Source organism: Chryseobacterium mucoviscidosis, from assembly GCF_002177115.1.
In the GTDB taxonomy this organism is placed as follows: domain Bacteria; phylum Bacteroidota; class Bacteroidia; order Flavobacteriales; family Weeksellaceae; genus Chryseobacterium; species Chryseobacterium mucoviscidosis.
In genome coordinates this window covers 419796-438471 of record NZ_MVAG01000128.1, presented here as the reverse complement: position 1 = coordinate 438471, position 18676 = coordinate 419796, and the positions used below count along the sequence as shown (strand labels likewise).

Below are 18676 nucleotides of genomic sequence, written 5' to 3'. Positions count from 1 at the left end.
AATTTGTAAATGAATGTTCTATTAGATTTTGTATCGGGAAATAACTAAAAAAATTTATCCTAAGTTATATTTATTCTAAAAATAGGAAAATCAAAGTCTGTATGTTTTAACAGACTTTGATTTTAAAAACTCTTTACCAGTTCACAAACATAAACTGATCCTTCCACGGCAGCTTCACAAGACCGATTCCCCACGAAAGTCTTTCCAGTAAAATATCCTGTGTTTTTCGTTCTACGGTAAGAGTGCAGTCTTGGTCGGAGACAACCAGTTTTCCGGGACGTTGAAAAAATTCATTCCGGAGCAATTCTGCGGATGAGGTTTTCATGGCACTCCAGTTATGCTGAACACTTTCTATCAGATTTTTAACTTGAGTTTTGTGTTTACGCGTAAGCTTAATATGTCGGTTGATCGATTGATGAAGAGGAATATTACACAAAAATTTCTCAAATATCATGTCGTATTCAGGAGCATTTATTTTCCCGGTAGCAATATAATGAAGCAGATGTGCACCCAGTTCAGGATCTGAAAGCTGATTAGTTTTCTTGTCCAGAAGATCACAGTGCTCAAAAAAAGTTTTCATAAACGGATGAATCAGAATCAGCCCGGCATTTTGAACATATTGTCCTTCATCAGAAATAATTTCTTCAGCTTTTTGTTCAGAATTCTTGTCATTCTGTATTACCACATCATTGATTTCCGTAAAATTTTGCTCATTTTTTTTCGTTGTCTTTTTTGTATTTTGATCGTTTTTGATGAGGGTCTCTTCAATTTTTTCAATCAATTCAGCCTCTTTGATGATTGGAAATATGTTTAATACTGTTTTTAGGTTATGAAAATGATTTTTCACAAAAAATAAATCTTTTGATAAAGTCTCAGATTTCAGTATTTCTTGTAAAAAATAATCCTCAATATGAATGTTCGGAGATTTCAGATGCCTCGACAAAATATTTAAAATCAGTCTCCATATCATAATTCTGTTAGTCTGATCCAGCTTTGAGATCAACTGTATAATCTCTGATTGTAAATTGATTTTTAATGCTTTATCTTTTAAAATAACATTGCATAATTGGGCAATTTGTTCGTTAGAAAGCTGATGAATGATTCTTTCCTGCACATTTCTTTTAGAAAAAACAGGAAGAATGCAGTTCTGAAAATTTTCACCCTGAATAATGGTGTTAAATACCTTTGGCTCAAGGAGAGAGAAACTTTTTTTATCAGAATTCCACCATGGCATACTTCCTCTTTCCAAAAAATAAATAAAGCTCTGAAGGATCTTTTCCTGGTTGGTCAACAGATACGCTTCAGAATTACTGCTCTTAACCTCATCCGAATTTAAAACAGGATTTGTAATTTCAGATAATTCTTCTTCGAAAACTTTTGCAATTCTATCTTTCAGATCAGAATTTAATGCGCTGCTTTTTACATCCAGATTCAATTCTAGTTTAGTGATCTGTAAAGTGCGGTCTGCTAATCTGTGTTCAAAAGTACTGAGGTATTTTTCTATTTTCGGAAACACATCCATCGACAGAAAACTGTTGATGTCGTCTTTTATACTCAGTCCTTTTTCTTTATTATTTACCGTAATTTCAATAAAAACTTTCTGAATGATATGATCTTGCTTCACATTAAATAAATTTGAGTTATACAATGGTGGAATTACCGTAAAATGCCTATTTCTTGTCAAATTCTCCGCCCCAGAAACCTGCAGGACAAAGGCTGTATTTGGATCTCTGTTTTGCACTTAGTCTGCATCCGCAACCTCTTATAAAGCCGTCTTTCGGAGCATCTGAAACTTCCAGAGTCTGAGGATGAATCCATTTTTGGGTATTGCAGTTGTTTCCGTTTTTCAAAGGACAGGCGTTACAGATTTCTTCTCTTACAGAAAAAACAACTTCCTCGTCCTGATTTGCCATACCCAGTTTTGATCTTAATTCATTAAAATGGCCGCCAATGATTTCATTGCGTTTGCCAAAAAGAGTTTTAATATTCATTGTGATTAAAGTTTAAATTATGGGGTCAAAATTAGAGGAAGAAAAGCAGTATAACGAATAATAAGACCTCGCTGTTCTGTCTTTGCAGTAGATCATAAACTTATGTTCTGATAATAAAAACGATAAATTTTTTAATTCAGAAAAGGATGAAATCTGATCAGATTTCGGAATTATATCTTTTCAGATATTGATAATTGGAAAAAATATTGAGCGGATAAAAAAATCAATGGAGGAATCTCACAACATTATACTTAAAATAATCATTTTTCACGCCTTAAAATTACCTTCAGTTAACAGTGTTTATTTCACAAGCCTTAGATCAGGATAAATTTTTGTTAAATTTAGTAGGTGCTAATTATTTGATTATCATTATTTTATATTGATTTATTTTTTAGGTTAAAAGAAAATTCAAAAAAAGCATTTACTGCAAAGACAGGATGGAGCCCCCAAAATATTCGTTTTTTAAGTCGGGCGGATTGTATGTTTGCACCATAATACTAAAGAACAAAAATTATGATAAAAGAAGTATTAACAGTTTTAAAAAATGAGTTGCATTCTGCCGGTTTAGCAGATGTTGTTGTTAACGACATCGCAAAGCATGAAGACGGAGCTGCGGGACTTGATAATAAAGTGGTGATTACCTTACTGAATGTTCAGGAGGAATCTACCATGAAAAATATCTCAAGATATGTAAAAAATACATCCAATGTTACAAAAATGGAAAGTCCTTCGGCATATGTAAATCTTTTCGTAATGGTTACAGCAAATATGACGGATTATGACAGTGCTTTAATAAACATTTCAAAAGTTATTGAGGTTCTTCGTGCAAAAAATGTATTGGAATACGTTGCAACTGGTATCGGAGAAAGCAATTTTACTTTCAGAACAGAAATGTACGCCGTACCGTTTGAGCAGCTAAGTTACATCTGGGGTTTATTGGGCGGAAAGATCATTCCTTCCGTAATGTATAAAGTAAGTGTGGTTAAGATTGGAGCTAAAAATGCTTCTGATGTTCAGCTTATTAATGATGTTGATATCAAGGATATTACGGTTAAATAATATCAGAAAACAAATAACCCTTTAATTTAAAATTTATGAACATACCAAATCCGACGACACCCGGTGTCTCTATTGAAGAACTGCCAAAACTTCCCAACTCCATTGCATTGGTAGAAACTGCTGTACCTGTATTCATAGGATATACCGAACGAAAGCCTTCCGAAGACAATGATACTAGCGCACCTGATTATAAGCCATCAAAGATCAGCTCTCTTCTGGATTTTGAGAAAAAATTCGGGAGCGCAAAAATGGAAAGTATTACATTAAAAGATACTGATGCAGGAATAATAGTTTTAGAACCAAAGGCAAAATTTTTAATGTATTATTCGTTACAAATGTATTTTGCTAATGGAGGCGGTGCTTGCTACATCGTTTCTGTGGGAGATTACAATGTAGCACAGGTAGAAAAAAGTCTTTTGAAATCAGGGTTAAATTTAATCAATAATATAAAAGAGCCACTTCTTGTTATTTTCCCGGATGCCGTATCATTAAATTCTCCTAATGACTTTCATGAATTATATAATGCAGCAATTATCAAAGCCGAATCTGCAGGAGAATCCAAAAATATGTTTGCCCTATTAGATACTTACTATGGAAATTCCACTACAAAAATCGGAAATCTTACTGCAGTGGAGAGTTTCAGAAATACAGTAAATTCCTCAAGTTATGCGGCAGCTTATTTTCCTCATCTGAAAACGGTTTTAAATTATCATTTTGATGAAAAAATAACTCCTGTTTCTCACCTCGATACGCAGAATCAGCCCGTTGGAATTGCTAATGGAGTAACATTAGAGTCCCTGGAAACAGCAAATTCTTCATTATATAATCAGATAAAAGAGTTGCTGAAATCTCTGAAAGTAGTTTTGCCGCCATCATCTGCAATAGCAGGAGTGTATGGAAGAATAGACAATACAAGAGGAGTCTGGAAAGCTCCTGCAAATGTAAGTTTGAATTACGTAACAGCTCCGACTGAAAAAATTTCCGACGAAGAACAATCTGGTCTTAACATTGATGATGAAGGAAAATCAATCAACGCTATCAGAAACTTCACAGGAAAAGGAACCTTGGTTTGGGGAGCCAGAACGCTGGATGGAAAAGACAAAAAGGAAGATGAAAAAGATAACGAGTGGAAATACATCCATGTACGCCGTTATTATAACATGCTTAAACAGTCAATAAGCATAGCGCTTAACGAAAAATTTATCAATCAGCCTCATGTCATTCACACATGGTTAAGAGCAAAAGCAATGATTGAGAATTTTCTTAATCAGCAGTGGATAGACGGAGCATTGGCAGGAAATTCTCCCAAAGAAGCTTACAAAGTTGAAGTGAAATCCGGAGGAACAGACATCATGGATGTAAAAATTGAAGTCGCTTTAGTACGTCCTGCAGAGTTTATTGTATTAAATTTTTCTCACAAACTATAACAAAACCAAAATCAATCACAACAAAATATTGAAGTTCAGCTTCGAGTGATAATTAATATTAACTTAAAATTTTTAACAAATGAATTACAAAACCCCTGGAGTCTATGTGGAGGAAGAGGCAAAATTTCCGCCTTCCGTAGCGCAAGTTGAAACAGCTATTCCCGCTTTTATCGGATATACAGAAAAAGGGACACAAAACAAACCTACGAGAATCTCGTCTATGCTGGAGTTTAAAGAACTTTTTGGAAAAGCATATGCCGAAACTTTTGCTGTAGCTTTCAAAGAGGGTACTGCAACAGCAGTTCAGCCAAAGGTAAGCGATTTCAAAATGTATTACGCGATGCAAATGTATTTTGCCAATGGAGGCGGACCATGCTATATTGTTTCGGTAGACAAATTTGAATACAAAGAAAACGGCGTAATAAAAGAAAATAAAGTAAGTCCGGCTAAATTAGAAGCGGCTCTTGATTTACTGAAAAAAGAAGATGAGCCTACACTTATTGTTTTTCCTGATCTTCAAGGTTTGGTAGCAACGGATGATGAAGTAGCAACTGCTCAAGCCTTTGCTGATGCTGCCGAAGAAGCTGCTGATGCTGCTTTACTTGCTATTACTGCAGCTACAGCGGCAAAAACTGCAGCTGACACGGCGCTTACTCAGGCTCAACAAGCTGCTGCCGCTGCACCTAATGATGTGGATCTTGCTGCGGCTGTCGTAAAAGCTCAATTAGCAGCTGCGGCTGCGGCTCAGGCATTAATTGATGCTAATTCTGATGCGGAAACAGCATCTGATATTAGCCTTGCAGCTGATGCCAATGTAACGTCTGTTACAAATGCGAATGATGGACAAACTATTAAAACTGTTTATTCTTTGTATGACAGTGCCTTAGATCAGGCAGAATCTATGAAAGACAGGTTTGTTATTATGGATATTTTAGGAGATGATGCCATTTTCAGAGATAAGGTAACTTCTACAGGACTAAAATACGGCGCAGCTTATTATCCGAACCTTAAAACAATTTTAACGTACGCTTTTAAAGAAGATAAGGTTTCTGTGATGGGTGCTTCCGGCGCAACAACTTTAGCAGAATTAAAATTAAAAAATTCTGAACTGTACAATCAGGCTAAAGCGGCAATTGAATCCAAAAAAGTAGTTTTAGCTCCATCTTCAGCAATGGCAGGTGTTTACGCTAAAGTAGACAGTACATCCGGAGTATTCAAAGCTCCTGCTAATACAGGACTTAATTATGTTGATTCTCCCGTTACTAAAATTTCCAATAAACGTCAGGATGAACTTAACGTAGATCCAGCTTCAGGAAAATCCATCAACGTTATCAGATCTTTTACAGGAAAAGGCACATTGGTTTGGGGTGCAAGAACGCTTGACGGCAACAGCAACGAATGGAGATACATTTCAGTACGCAGATTCTTCAACATGGTAGAAGAATCCGTGAAAAAAACAACAGAACGTTTCGTATTTGAACCGAACACAGCCAATACATGGGTTCGCGTACAGACGATGATCGAAAACTTCCTGAACCAGCAGTGGCAGGACGGAGCATTGGCAGGAAGCAAGCCGGAAGAAGCTTATTATGTAAGCGTTGGCTTAAACAAAACCATGTCTGCACAGGATATCCTTGAAGGCAGAATGATCGTAGAAATCGGTATGGCGGCAGTTCGTCCGGCAGAATTTATTGTTCTTCGTTTCTCACACAAACTGCAGGAAGCGTAAAAATTAAACAAACAAATAACAAAATTAAATCAAGACAATTATGAATACATATCCATTAGTAAAGTTTTCCTTTGAAGTAGACTGGGGCGGAACAAATATCGGTTTTCAGGAAGTTTCGGGATTAAGCATCGAGCGCGATATCATTGAATATAGACAGGGCGCAAGTCCGGATTTCAGCAAGATCAAAATGCCGGGAATGGCAAAATTCGGAAATATCACTTTAAAAAGAGGAACTTTCAAAGGTGATAACGATTATTTCGAATGGTTGCAGACGGTTCAGATGAACACGGTAGAGAGAAGATCGATCACTATTTCTCTTTTAGACGAAAACGGCGCACCTGCGGTAACATGGAAAGTGAAAAATGCCTTCCCATTGAAATTACAGTCAACCGATCTGAAAGCTGAAGGTAATGAAGTGGCAATCGAAACTTTGGAAATTGCGCACGAAGGTTTAACTATTGAACATAACTAAATATTAATTTTAAATTTTTAACAAAATGAATTACAAAACACCAGGTGTTTACGTGGAGGAACTGGCAAAATTTCCGCCTTCCGTAGCACAAGTAGAAACAGCGATCCCTGCTTTCATCGGATATACAGGAAAAGGACCAAAAAATGAGCCGACAAGAATCTCTTCGCTGTTGGAATATGAAAATCTTTTCGGAAAAGCAAAAAACGAAGGGAAAGAGATCAAAATTTCTGTTAAAGACAATACCGTCACTACCACTTTTGATACCACTAAATTAGGTAAATTCAAAATGTACCATGCGATGCAAATGTACTTTGCAAACGGTGGTGGTCCATGTTATATTGTTTCTGTTGGAGTAGCTTCAGGATATCCTACAGATGTATCAAAAATCGAATTAGAAGCAGGACTTAAGACTCTTGAAAAAGAAGATGAGCCTACGCTTATTGTTTTCCCGGATGCAGAATCTTTACCAGCATTAGAGGCTTACGGTTTGTATGGATTGGCTTTGGATCATGCAGAGGAAATGAAAGACAGATTTGTTATTATGGACGTTCTTGGAGATGAACTTACTTTCAGGGATGGAGTGGTTTCTACAGGTTTAAAATACGGAGCTGCTTATTATCCGAAATTGGAAACTGTTTTAACGCATAGCTTTGAAGATGAAGATGTTAAAATTACAAGTTTTGAAGAAAAAGATGACTCAGGAAATGTTTTGTCTCTTCCAAATGGCTATGTAGACAATTTAAAATGGCTAAAATCCAACAGAACAGAGCTGTATAATAAAGCTAAAGCAGCAATCGAGTCTGAAAGAGTAGTAATGGCTCCGTCCTCAGCAGTTGCGGGTGTGTATGCTAAAGTAGACAGCACTTCCGGAGTATTCAAAGCGCCTGCTAATGTTGGACTTAGTTATGTAGTGGCTCCTACAGTAAAAGTTTCCCACGAAGATCAGATGACTCTTAATGTAGATCCAGCTTCAGGAAAATCCATCAACGTTATCAGATCTTTTACAGGAAAAGGCACATTGGTTTGGGGCGCAAGAACGCTTGACGGCAACAGCAACGAATGGAGATACATTTCAGTACGCAGATTCTTCAACATGGTAGAAGAATCCGTGAAAAAAGCAACAGAACGATTCGTATTTGAACCGAACACAGCCAATACATGGGTTCGCGTACAGACCATGATCGAAAACTTCCTGAACCAGCAGTGGCAGGACGGAGCATTGGCAGGAAGCAAGCCGGAAGAAGCTTATTATGTAAGCGTTGGCTTAAACAAAACCATGTCTGCACAGGATATCCTTGAAGGCAGAATGATCGTGGAGATCGGTATGGCGGCAGTTCGTCCGGCAGAATTTATTGTTCTTCGTTTCTCACACAAACTGCAGGAAGCATAAAAATTAAACAAACAAATAACAAAATTAAATCAAGACAATTATGAATACATATCCATTAGTAAAGTTTTCCTTTGAAGTAGACTGGGGCGGAACGAACATCGGTTTTCAGGAAGTTTCGGGATTAAGCATCGAGCGCGATATCATTGAATACAGACAGGGAGCAAGTCCGGATTTCAGCAAGATCAAAATGCCGGGAATGGCAAAATTCGGAAACATCACTTTAAAAAGAGGAACTTTCAAAGGCGATAACGATTATTTCGAATGGCTGCAGACCGTTCAGATGAACACGGTAGAAAGAAGATCCATTACGATTTCTCTTTTAGACGAAAACGGTGCACCTTCCGTAACATGGAAAGTGAAAAATGCCTTCCCATTGAAATTACAGTCAACCGATCTGAAAGCTGAAGGTAATGAGGTAGCAATCGAAACACTGGAAATTGCGCACGAAGGTTTAACTATTGAACATAACTAATCATGGCTCTTTTATATCCTCCAACCAGTTTCTCTTTTATTGTTAACGGGATTTCGACAACAGAGGGTATTGACTCCAGATTTCAGTCTATATCTGGTTTATCTACAGAAATTCAGGTCGAAGAATATGCCGAAGGAGGCGAAAACAGATTTCTTCATCAGCTTCCTCTGAGACCGAAATATGAAAATTTAGTTCTCAAGCGTGGACTGATTGTAAGTTCAGGATTAATAAGCTGGTGCAGAAATGCAATGGAAAACTTCGAGTTTGAACCCAGAGATCTTGTCATTACACTTTCAGGAGGACTTCAGTCTACAGCACCGTTAATGGTCTGGAATGTAGTTGGAGCCTATCCGGTAAAATGGAACGTTTCAGAATTCAACGCAGAAGAAAGCAGGCTTGCCATTGAAACAATAGAGCTGAAATACAGATATTTCAAAATACCCTCATCGTTAGCAAGTTTAGGCTTGTAATTTCTAAATCAAATCTAAGCACTTTCCGTGTGTTAGTTTTCGGATAACATTCAGCAAAAATTTTAAGATAAAAAATAAAGGATTGGTCTATAACAGGACTGAACACACGCTTTATGTGCTTAGATTTTTAAATAAATACGTTAAATAATTGGTTTTAAGTTTTTTACGTATTAATAATTAATTAAAAATAAACGAAATGCCAATAGAAATAAAAGAGCTTCACATTAAAATAAATGTGGACGAAAAAGCAGCTGCAACGACAACTACTCAATCAGTAGATGAAGCTGAAATTATGCATGCAGTGAGTGAAAGCATAGAGCAGATAGTAAATATTGAACAACGTAAAAAAGAAAGATAATGGCAGGGTTAGATAAAATAAAAATAACATCAAAGGAAAAACCAGATCAAGAGTTTGTTGCTTTAATTAATCCGACTAAATACTCTTTGTCCTATAAAAACGAATGGAATAAAGAATCTCCATTAGGAAGCCCTCAAACAGAAATTAAATTTCATAGGATTTCATCTCCTACATTCGATTTAGAATTTTTATTAGATGGAACAGGAATTACTGAAGAAAATAAAGGTAATACATTGATTAATAAAATAATTAATAAAAAACCTAAAAAAACAAATGTTGCAACACAGTTTGATAATTTCTTAAAAGTAACAGGTACTTATGATGGTGAAATACATAAACCCTATACACTAAATATAAAATGGGGGATTCTTAATTTCGAAGGCAGCCTATTGGATTTCAGTATTGATTTTACTCTTTTTTCTCCAGAAGGTTATCCTTTAAGAGCGATAATAAAAGCAAAATTTAAAGGTACTACAGACATTGATCTAGCAAATGCAAAAGCCAAAAAAAGTTCTCCAGATTTATCGCACAAAAGAACTGTAAAAGCAGGAGACACTTTACCCTTAATGACTAAAAGAATCTACGGAGACTCCAAATATTACCTTGAAGTTGCTAAAGTTAATAATCTCATCAATTTCAGACAGTTGAAACCGGGAACTGAACTCTACTTTCCACCCATAGAAAAAATAGCATAACATGAACAATAGCGGATACATAAAAACATCAAAAAATCCGGATCTGATCACTTTTAAAGTAATGTCCGGAGGTACCGAGCTACCCGGGAAATATGGGGTAAAATGTATTGTTGTAGAAAAAGAAGTAAACAGAATTCCTTATGCCCGCATTGTTATTTTGGATGGAAGCGTACCGGAACAGGATTTTAAACTAAGTAATGAAGATCTTCTGATTCCCGGAAAAGAAATTGAAATTACAGCAGGCTATCATTCGGATGAAGAAAGCATTTTTAAAGGAGTTGTTGTAAAGCACAACATCAAAGTGAGAAACGGCTCCTCCTACCTCATTATAGAATGTAGAGATAAAGCGGTGAAAATGACTTTAGGCAGAAAAAGTAAATATTTCTACGACAGTAAAGACAGCGATATTATCGGAGAACTCATCAGTAACAACGGTTTGACTGCCGATGTTCAGGCTACCTTAAATTCACATAAAGAATTGATTCAGTACAGAGCTTCCGACTGGGATTTTATGCTCACCAGAGCACAGGCAAACGGAAAACTTTGTTTTGTAGAAGACGGAACCGTTAAAATAGCGAAACCCGATTTCAGTAAAAAAGAAGTGGAAACAGTGATTTTCGGATCTTCGGTGCATGAATTTGACGGAGAAATAGACGCAAGAGATCAGTTCAAAAAAATTTCAGCCAAAACATGGAGCTATACCGATCAGGAACTTACAGAAGTGGAAGCTCAGGATCCAGCAGTAAAACTTAACGGAAACCTTTCACCGGATGATCTGGCGAAAGTATTTGGAATAGACGATCTGCAGCTTAAACATGGCGGAAATCTTACCCAGAGTGAACTTCAGGACTGGAGTGATGCGAAAGCAACTTTCCAACAACTGGCAAAGACCAGAGGAAGGGTGAAATTTCAGGGAATTCCGGCTGTAAAACCGGGAGTTTCATTAATGCTGCAAGGCGTAGGAAACCGTTTCAACGGAAAAATTTACGTAACAGGCGTCCGTCACGAAATTGCGGAAGGAAACTGGTTGGTTGATGCACAATTCGGGCTTTCTCCGACATGGTTCTCAGAAACGTACGATGTAAGCGAAATGCCGGGTTCAGGAATTATTCCTTCCATCAGTGGACTGCACATCGGGAAAGTATCCCAACTGGAATCCGATCCCGATGGAGAAGACAGGATTCTGGTGCAGATCCCGATTATCAATAACGAAGAGGAGGGAATCTGGGCGCGTATAGCCACACTTGATGCAGGAGAAAACAGAGGATCATTCTTCAGACCGGAAATCGGAGATGAGGTAATCATTGGTTTTATTAATGATGATCCCAATGATGCAGTTGTTCTGGGAATGCTGAACAGCAGTGCAAAACCGGCTCCTATTGTAGCTTCCGATGACAACAACGAAAAAGGATTTGTCACCCGCAGCAAAATGAAGATGATTTTTAATGACGATAAAATTTCATACACCCTTGAAACACCAAAAGGCAAAAAAATAACTGTAGACGAAGATGCAGATGTCATTAAAATAGAAGACGAGCATAAGAATACTCTTACCCTCAATAAAGACGGGATCAGTATGGAAAGTGGGAAAGACATCAAGATCAAAGCAAAAGGTGATATTAAGATGGAAGGAACCAATATCGGTATCAAAGCATCCGCACAGTTTAAAGCAGAAGGAAGTTCCGGTTCTGAGCTTAAATCAGGCGCAGTAACCGTCGTAAAAGGATCTCAAGTTAAAATCAATTAATCATGAAACCGGCAGCAAGAATTACAGATATGCATACCTGTCCAATGGTAACGGGAACTACCCCGCACGTTGGCGGACCCATCATTCCGGCAGGAGAACCTACTGTACTTATAGGAGGTAAACCCGCAGCAAGAGTAGGAGACAAAGCGATATGCACAGGTCCGCCCGATACCATTGCAGCAGGATCTTCAAGCGTAATGATCGGCGGAAAACCAGCCGCAAGAATGGGAGATTCTACCGCTCACGGAGGCGTAATAAGCGCGGGTGAAGCTACTGTTTTAATAGGCGGATGATACACAGCCTGCAAGATTAAAAAATGTAAAAACATCAATAACAAAACGGTTAGAAAACTAAAACTCTATGTTACAGATGCAAGATGTTACAATTAAATATAATACAAGAACGTATGAAAATAAATACAGATTTTTTAGGAATAGGCTGGAGTTTCCCGCCTGAGTTTAATGAGACTGAAGGAAAGCTGGTAATGACTACAGATGTGGAAGACATCAACAACAGTCTGATCATTTTACTCTCCACAAGACCGGGAGAACGCGTCATGTTCCCCGATTACGGATGCGACCTGCAGGAAATGCTTTTCAAACCTTTGGACTTAACGCTGATTACCCAGATGAAAGGAATTATCGAGCGTGCCATTTTATACCACGAGCCGAGAATAAACATTTTAAATATCGACATCGATACTCAGGAAGAACTGGAAGGCGAAGTGTTGATAAAAATTGATTACGAAGTAAGGAATACGAATACCAGAAGCAATATGGTTTTCCCTTTCTATAAAGGTGAAGCTACTGAAATATAAATAATTACGGGATGTCTGTAACCATTTTGAATACTACCGAAACATTACATTAAGTATTGCATCTGACCATAGAATATAAATATAAACAAATGAAAAAAACAGATACATTTTCACATTATCGTGAAGGAAAATCACAAATGCAGCGCTTTTTAGCGGATCTGGATCCCGGCAAACTCGAATTGCACGACTTCGATCTGTTCGATTGGCTGCTATTTGCAAACAATTTTGCCAGTCATGTAAATTTTTTTGAAAAAGATGCTGATACAGCAATACCAGATAAGAAGTGGGGAAACTTTTTCTTTGGTGATGATACCAATGCTATTCCGCGCAGAGAAAGCGTAGAGTACAAAAGTATGAAAAAACAGGTTACAGATCTTATTTCCCAGTTTGAACAGGACAGCAATCTGACTCCGCATCTTACTTTGTTCGTCTGCTTTCTGAAATTGCTGGATTTTTCCAAAAAAGCTTTCAATAATTTAACGAAAAGACATCTGGATTTCTACTATAACGAGATCCTTCAGATTCAGAAAAATGATGCTAAAGAAGATAAAGTCTATGTGATTTTTGAATTGGCTAAAAAAGCCATTCAGGAAAGAATTCCGGAAGGAACACTTCTGGACGGAGATAAAGATACGGAAGGAAAAAAACGGATCTACAAAACCAATAATGAACTGATTGCCAATCAGGCAAAAGTAGTTGAAATTAAAAGTCTTCTTAATGACGGCGGAAAGCAAGAGCTTAAAATGGCTCCGGTTACCAATTCTGCCGACGGAATGGGCGAAAAACTGCCGGAAGGCGGAAACTATTGGTGGCCGTTCGGATACAATGCTGAAGAAACAGCTTCGGACAAATCGATCTATAAAGAACTTCCAAAAGCGAAACTGGGATTTTCTGTAGCATCATCTTTATTCGATTTAAAAGAAGGAGACAGAACAATTACCCTGAAAATAGACTTTAAAGCAAATTCTGTTCAAAAACTAAAAGCCCTTGAAAAAGAAGACTTTCAGAACAACATCAAAGTGCTTTGCAGCGGGGAAAAAGCATGGTTATCCGACATTGCATTACAATGTACTGAAAATGGAGAAATAGGAACCAAAAGTGATAAAAAACACCGTTTAACCTTTTCTTTAACATTACCTAAAGATTTTCCTGCCATCGTAAAATACAATAAAGATGTTTTGAAGGAAACTTTCCAGACCAGCTTTCCTGTTCTCAGATTCATGATTGAAGGGAAGAAATATTATGAAGTCTATGAAGCTTTTTCAGAAGCATTGGTCAACAATATTGAAGTTTCTGTAGATGTAAAAGGAATAAAATCTCTTCAGATTGAAAATGACAATGGAGAACTGAATTCCGAAAAATCCTATTATCCATTTACTGCGCAGCCGATTAAAGGTTCCAATTTTTACATAAAATGTCCTGAAATGTTCTCTAAAAAATGGAAAACTGCAGACATTACCATCAATTGGAAAAACACGCCGGCTTCCATAAAGGATTTATACAGCGGGTATATCATGGAACCGGATACAAATATCAGTCAGCAGGATTTTAATAATTTGAAAAATTCGTCAGTTGTATCAGGAGACGATTATTTTAAGATCGATACAGCGGTGTTAGACAAAGAAATCTGGCACAATCAGGAAAGTGATATTGCTTTATTTAAAAAGAATGGAAATGCTTACCAGACACAATTTTCTGTAAAAAGCGCCAGTGATGAAGCTGGTACAGGCGAAGCGATCAGGGTAAAACTGAAGAAATCTTTATTACAGGACTTGTATCCTAAATTATATACGCTTGTTTTATCAGATCCTCAAAAACTGAAAGTAGTTCCAAACGAACCTTATATTCCTTTTGCCGAAGATATCGAATTGAGTTACAGCGCAACAGAAACTGCATACCATTCTTTAAGAAAAGATTCTGAAGGAGAACTTCTGAAAAGTGAAGAAGTACAGATGTATCATGAAGATGCTTTCGGGCAGTATGAAAAGGAAATCGATACGAAAACTATTGTTCCGGTACATCAGAAAGGAGGCGAATTATACATCGGTCTGGAAGCAGTTCCGCAAATGACGGTTTCCCTTCTCATCCAGATGCTGGAAGGAAGCGAAAATCCTTTAGCTGAGACTTTTGAAGAAAAAGAGTATATCGAATGGAGCATCCTTTCCGGAAATACATGGATTGATCTTTCAAACTCTATGCTGCAGAATGATTCTAAAAAATTCCTGGAATCCGGAATTGTAAAATTCAAAATTCCAAAAGATATTAATTTGAATCACACAAGATTTACAGATCAGTTAATCTGGGTAAGAGCAAGATCAGGAAGAAGTTACGATGCGGTTTGTAAAGTTCAGGGAATATATACACAGGCAGTTCTGGCAACATTCCAGAATCAGAACAACGATCTGTCTCACTTAAACAACGGTTTGGAAGCCAATACGATTTCCAGACTTATTACCAGAGTTCCGCAGGTAAAATCTGTGAGCCAGCCGTATAACTCATTCGACGGAAAATATAAAGAAACAGATACAGAATTCTACAGAAGAGTAAGTGAAAGACTGAGACATAAAAACAGAGCCGTTACACAATGGGATTACGAGCATCTCGTTTTGCAGGAATTTCCGGAAGTTTTCAAGGTAAAATGTCTGAATCATACTTCAGAAAAGTCTTACCTCGCTCCCGGATACGTTACGCTGATGGTTGTTCCTAATATTAAAAATAAAAACGCTTTTGATATTTATCAGCCAAGAGTAAGCAGAGCCACGCTGAACAGAATTCAGAATTATATAAATGAATTGAATACCATGCACATCAACGCTCAGGTAATCAACCCGAATTATAAAGAAGCGAAGGTAGAAACAAAGGTGAAATTCTTCGATCAGTATGATGAAACATTTTACACAAAACAGTTAGACGAAGACATCAAAAAGTACATATCGCCTTGGGCTTTTACAGACACTAAAGATATTGATTTTAATGTGAAACTGAATGTTAATCAGCTTATTAATTATCTGGAACAACTGCATTATGTAGACTACGTTGAGGAGACCAGTATATTGGTAAATAATGTTTTACAGACACAGTCTTTAATCGAAGTAGATCCGAAATCCATACTCGTATCTGCCAAACAGCACAAAGTTACTATTGCAGAACAGGTATGCCTTTAATAACAAACAAGCAGAAACATAATTATGTCAGAAAATAAGCACATTAGTATACCCAAAAATATAGAAACGCAGGATCAGACCGATTTTCATTTTCTACGCAGAACAGGTATTGAATATATAGAAGGATTAGGAGGAAAACTTTGGACAGATTATAACTCTCACGATCCGGGGATTACCACACTGGAGGTTTTAAGCTACGCCATTACAGATCTTGGGATGAGGATGAATATGAATATGGAAGACATTCTTGCTTCAAACGATGCAAAAAAAGATATTCATACACAATTCCTGAAAGCTACGGAAGTTTTACCTTCCAGACCTTTAACCGAGCTTGATTACAGAAAACTCTTCATCGATATCAGCTTTAAATTCGGTCATCCGAGACCAATCAGCAACTGTTGGCTGGTTCCGAGAACCGAAACGCTGTATGTGGATTGTAAAACTGGACAGTTGGATTTTGAACCTATCGGAGAAAAGACACAGCATTTTAACGTAAAAGGATTGTATGACCTTTATGTAGATTATGCCGATGATATAGACGATAGTGAGAATGAAGATTGTGACAAATCGAATGCAAGAGTAAAAATACTGGAGCGTTATCACCAGAACAGAGGTCTTTGCGAAGATCTTGTAGATATTAAAGAAATCGAAACCCAGAAAGTGGCAGTATGTGCCCGCATCGGCCTTGTAAATAAAGTAGATGAGGAACTGGTTCATGCAAAGGTAATCAGAGCAATCAACAATTATCTGGCTCCGGAAGTTCATTTTTATTCATTAAAGCAGATGCTGGAAAAAGGTCTTACCACAGATGAGATTTTTGACGGACCGATTCTCGATAATGGTTTTATTGATACGGAAGAATTGAAAGCAAGTCAGTTAAGAAGAGAAGTTCGACTTTCTGATATCATCAGCGAAATCATGAAAATCGACGGAGTGAAAGAAATCCACGAAATTTCTATTGCCGGATGCGACAGTGCAGTGAAACAGACCGATGACTGGATGATCTGTATTGAAAAAGGTAAAAAACCGGAGCTTTGCGATCTGAGTTCATTCAGTTACACCAAAGGTGCGCTTCCGTTGAATATTAACACTAAAAAAGTAGATGAATATCTCGAAACGTTAAGAAAAGAGGAGGAAGTACTAAGAGAAGATGCAAGACAAAATAAAGAGTTGACTCTGCCACAGGGAACTTCATACGATATCGGAAATTACGCGACTATTTTAAATGAATTTCCGGATACGTACGGAGTAGGAATTTCCGGAATCATCGGAAATCCAACCCCGGAAAGAGAAGCTTTGGCAAAACAGATGAAAGGATATCTGCTGTTTTTCGACCAGATTCTTGCCAGTTATTTCAAACACCTTGAAAAAGTAAAAGAAGTTTTAAGTATCAGTGGAGGTTTAAAAAGAACGTTCTTTACTCAGGCTCTTAAAAACATCAAAGGTTTTGAAGAATTGGTTTCGGATTATGATGAAAACGACGACAAACTTACAGATACTTTATACGAGGAACTTGATAACAGTGTGGAACGCCGAAATGAAGTGCTGGATCATTTGATTGCCCGTTTTGCAGAAACATTCAGCGACTACACTTTCCTGATGAAATCTCTGTACGGAAAATCTACCGATGAAATTGTACTGAACAATAAAGAAACCTTCTTAAACGAATACAAATCGTTGAGCAAAGACCGTGGATTGGGCTATAATTATACATTAGATGATACCGCGAATGTCTGGAATACAGACAATATTTCAGGGGTACAGAAAAGAATTGCCCGATTACTGGGGATTAAAAATTATCAGCAGAGAAATCTTTCTCAAACACCTGTTTCGATTATTAAATCGGTAAGTGACGACGGAACGGTAAGCTATTCATGGAAAATAAAAGATGGAAATAATAATATCGCTTTATCATCCGTAAATTCATTCCACATCGAATATGCAGCAACTAAAAATCTGCATGAAGCCATTTACCAGACCATTCAGATAGACGAAGAAGATCTTAAAAATGCTTTAGAGCTTTTACAGGAAAATCAGACTCATTATGATTTGATTGGGAATATTCAGATCCGAATGTCTGCCGGAGGGAACTATTATCTTGAAATTATGGATGACAGTCAGCCACAAAACGTAATGGCTACCCATAAAAAGACAAATCCATACCCTTCTTTAGCTGAATTAAAAAAGGGAATTGAAGAACTGGTAAGATATTTCAAATATGATTTTACCGAAGAAGGAATTTTCCTTGTAGAGCATTTGTTGCTGAAACCGACATTTAAAGATTACAAACTGATCAAAGGAATTGGTTGTATGTCTATAGAAGACACATTCAAAGTTTTTCAGGATCTTGAAGGGATCGGAAGCATGATCGTAGGAATCTCTTTTGAAGTAGCTCCTAATGAGGACGGAGATATTCTTTCTGGAAATCCGGTAGATTATGCAGATGCTTTAATGTCCTCTTGTGAAGAAGACTGTGAATATGATGTTTTTGATCCTTATTCTTATCGCGTAAGTGTGGTTCTTCCGGGCTTTGCCTACCGTTTTCAGGATCCGGATTTCAGACGTTACGCAGAAACGGTTATACGACAGGAGATTCCGGCTCATATTCTGGCTAAAATCTGTTGGGTGGGAGATCGTTTAAGCGAAAAACAGACCGCTCAGAACGATTTGTCTGCATTTGAAACAGCATTCAAAAAATATCTTTCAGATAAGGCAAAAAATAATCTCAGAAATTTAGGAAACAGCATTCAGAATTTACTGACGGCTCTTACCGACTTAAATAATATTTACAGACCGGGAAGACTCTTAGACTGTGCTGTGGAAGATAACGACAGTCTGGACGGAAAAATAATATTAGGACAATCAAACATATAAAATTGAAAAAC

The 18676-nt window shown here is 37.3% G+C and carries 16 protein-coding genes; 14 read left to right on the top strand and 2 right to left on the bottom strand.

Translation table 11 applies throughout. From position 1 onward, the window contains the following. Window positions 1–133: 133 nt before the first annotated feature. Both B0E34_RS16605 and B0E34_RS16600 read right to left on the bottom strand, forming a co-directional pair. Window positions 134–1624: a contractile injection system tape measure protein gene (locus B0E34_RS16605; protein WP_087711269.1), complete on the bottom strand. Its 1491-nt coding sequence runs from the start codon at window positions 1622–1624 to the stop codon at window positions 134–136. 46 nt (window positions 1625–1670) lie between these two features. Further along, entirely contained in the window at window positions 1671–1991 is a 321-nt protein-coding gene (locus tag B0E34_RS16600; protein ID WP_087711267.1) for a hypothetical protein, read from the bottom strand. Window positions 1992–2504: 513 nt separating this feature from the next. Between B0E34_RS16600 and B0E34_RS16595 the strand changes: the two genes are divergently transcribed. The 14 genes from B0E34_RS16595 to B0E34_RS16535 all read left to right on the top strand — a co-directional run bounded on the left by B0E34_RS16595 (window position 2505) and on the right by B0E34_RS16535 (window position 18665). Then, window positions 2505–3050 carry a Pvc16 family protein gene (locus B0E34_RS16595; protein ID WP_087711265.1) on the top strand — a complete coding sequence of 182 codons (546 nt, stop codon included), beginning with the start codon at window positions 2505–2507 and terminating at the stop codon, window positions 3048–3050. Between the two features lie 35 nt (window positions 3051–3085). Then, window positions 3086–4477, top strand: a complete 1392-nt coding sequence (locus B0E34_RS16590) for a phage tail sheath family protein (RefSeq protein WP_087711263.1) — start codon at window positions 3086–3088, stop codon at window positions 4475–4477. 79 nt (window positions 4478–4556) lie between these two features. After that, window positions 4557–6206: a phage tail sheath family protein gene (locus tag B0E34_RS16585; RefSeq protein WP_087711261.1), complete on the top strand. Its 1650-nt coding sequence runs from the start codon at window positions 4557–4559 to the stop codon at window positions 6204–6206. 40 nt (window positions 6207–6246) lie between these two features. Beyond that, entirely contained in the window at window positions 6247–6678 is a 432-nt protein-coding gene (locus tag B0E34_RS16580) for a phage tail protein (RefSeq protein ID WP_076394813.1), read from the top strand. Between the two features lie 25 nt (window positions 6679–6703). Continuing rightward, window positions 6704–8068 (top strand): phage tail sheath family protein, encoded by a 1365-nt coding sequence (locus B0E34_RS16575; RefSeq protein ID WP_087711260.1) that lies wholly within the window; start codon window positions 6704–6706, stop codon window positions 8066–8068. Between the two features lie 40 nt (window positions 8069–8108). Further along, on the top strand, window positions 8109–8540 hold the full coding sequence (locus tag B0E34_RS16570) for a phage tail protein (protein WP_087711258.1): 432 nt from the start codon (window positions 8109–8111) through the stop codon (window positions 8538–8540). A 2-nt stretch (window positions 8541–8542) separates the two neighbouring features. Beyond that, window positions 8543–9010: a phage tail protein gene (locus B0E34_RS16565; RefSeq protein ID WP_087711256.1), complete on the top strand. Its 468-nt coding sequence runs from the start codon at window positions 8543–8545 to the stop codon at window positions 9008–9010. Window positions 9011–9206: 196 nt separating this feature from the next. Continuing rightward, window positions 9207–9368: a DUF5908 family protein gene (locus B0E34_RS21390; RefSeq protein WP_165763006.1), complete on the top strand. Its 162-nt coding sequence runs from the start codon at window positions 9207–9209 to the stop codon at window positions 9366–9368. Next, window positions 9368–10063 carry a CIS tube protein gene (locus B0E34_RS16560; protein ID WP_087711255.1) on the top strand — a complete coding sequence of 232 codons (696 nt, stop codon included), beginning with the start codon at window positions 9368–9370 and terminating at the stop codon, window positions 10061–10063. Before B0E34_RS21390 ends, B0E34_RS16560 begins: the two co-directional genes overlap by 1 nt. A gap of 1 nt (window position 10064) precedes the next feature. Beyond that, complete coding sequence (gene vgrG / locus B0E34_RS16555; protein ID WP_087711253.1) at window positions 10065–11810, top strand: type VI secretion system tip protein VgrG; 1746 nt, start codon at window positions 10065–10067, stop codon at window positions 11808–11810. 2 nt (window positions 11811–11812) lie between these two features. Then, window positions 11813–12103, top strand: coding sequence for a PAAR domain-containing protein (locus tag B0E34_RS16550; protein ID WP_076394823.1), 291 nt, complete (start codon window positions 11813–11815; stop codon window positions 12101–12103). Between the two features lie 113 nt (window positions 12104–12216). Then, complete coding sequence (locus B0E34_RS16545; RefSeq protein ID WP_087711249.1) at window positions 12217–12627, top strand: GPW/gp25 family protein; 411 nt, start codon at window positions 12217–12219, stop codon at window positions 12625–12627. Between the two features lie 89 nt (window positions 12628–12716). Continuing rightward, the gene (locus B0E34_RS16540) at window positions 12717–15791 is read left to right on the top strand and encodes a baseplate J/gp47 family protein (protein WP_087711247.1); all 3075 of its coding nucleotides are present in this window, start codon (window positions 12717–12719) and stop codon (window positions 15789–15791) included. Window positions 15792–15815: 24 nt separating this feature from the next. Beyond that, window positions 15816–18665: a baseplate wedge protein gene (locus tag B0E34_RS16535; protein WP_087711245.1), complete on the top strand. Its 2850-nt coding sequence runs from the start codon at window positions 15816–15818 to the stop codon at window positions 18663–18665. Window positions 18666–18676 lie beyond the last annotated feature (11 nt).

Excerpts from the sequence above, each read along its gene's own strand:
- B0E34_RS16600 (WP_087711267.1), bottom strand. The coding sequence starts at position 1,991 with ATGAATATTAAAACTCTTTTTGGCAAACGCAATGAAATCATTGGCGGC.
- B0E34_RS16595 (WP_087711265.1), top strand. The coding sequence starts at position 2,505 with ATGATAAAAGAAGTATTAACAGTTTTAAAAAATGAGTTGCATTCTGCC.
- B0E34_RS16590 (WP_087711263.1), top strand. The coding sequence starts at position 3,086 with ATGAACATACCAAATCCGACGACACCCGGTGTCTCTATTGAAGAACTG.
- B0E34_RS16585 (WP_087711261.1), top strand. The coding sequence starts at position 4,557 with ATGAATTACAAAACCCCTGGAGTCTATGTGGAGGAAGAGGCAAAATTT.
- B0E34_RS16580 (WP_076394813.1), top strand. The coding sequence starts at position 6,247 with ATGAATACATATCCATTAGTAAAGTTTTCCTTTGAAGTAGACTGGGGC.
- B0E34_RS16575 (WP_087711260.1), top strand. The coding sequence starts at position 6,704 with ATGAATTACAAAACACCAGGTGTTTACGTGGAGGAACTGGCAAAATTT.
- B0E34_RS16570 (WP_087711258.1), top strand. The coding sequence starts at position 8,109 with ATGAATACATATCCATTAGTAAAGTTTTCCTTTGAAGTAGACTGGGGC.
- B0E34_RS16565 (WP_087711256.1), top strand. The coding sequence starts at position 8,543 with ATGGCTCTTTTATATCCTCCAACCAGTTTCTCTTTTATTGTTAACGGG.
- B0E34_RS21390 (WP_165763006.1), top strand. The coding sequence starts at position 9,207 with ATGCCAATAGAAATAAAAGAGCTTCACATTAAAATAAATGTGGACGAA.
- B0E34_RS16560 (WP_087711255.1), top strand. The coding sequence starts at position 9,368 with ATGGCAGGGTTAGATAAAATAAAAATAACATCAAAGGAAAAACCAGAT.
- vgrG (WP_087711253.1), top strand. The coding sequence starts at position 10,065 with ATGAACAATAGCGGATACATAAAAACATCAAAAAATCCGGATCTGATC.
- B0E34_RS16550 (WP_076394823.1), top strand. The coding sequence starts at position 11,813 with ATGAAACCGGCAGCAAGAATTACAGATATGCATACCTGTCCAATGGTA.
- B0E34_RS16545 (WP_087711249.1), top strand. The coding sequence starts at position 12,217 with ATGAAAATAAATACAGATTTTTTAGGAATAGGCTGGAGTTTCCCGCCT.
- B0E34_RS16540 (WP_087711247.1), top strand. The coding sequence starts at position 12,717 with ATGAAAAAAACAGATACATTTTCACATTATCGTGAAGGAAAATCACAA.
- B0E34_RS16535 (WP_087711245.1), top strand. The coding sequence starts at position 15,816 with ATGTCAGAAAATAAGCACATTAGTATACCCAAAAATATAGAAACGCAG.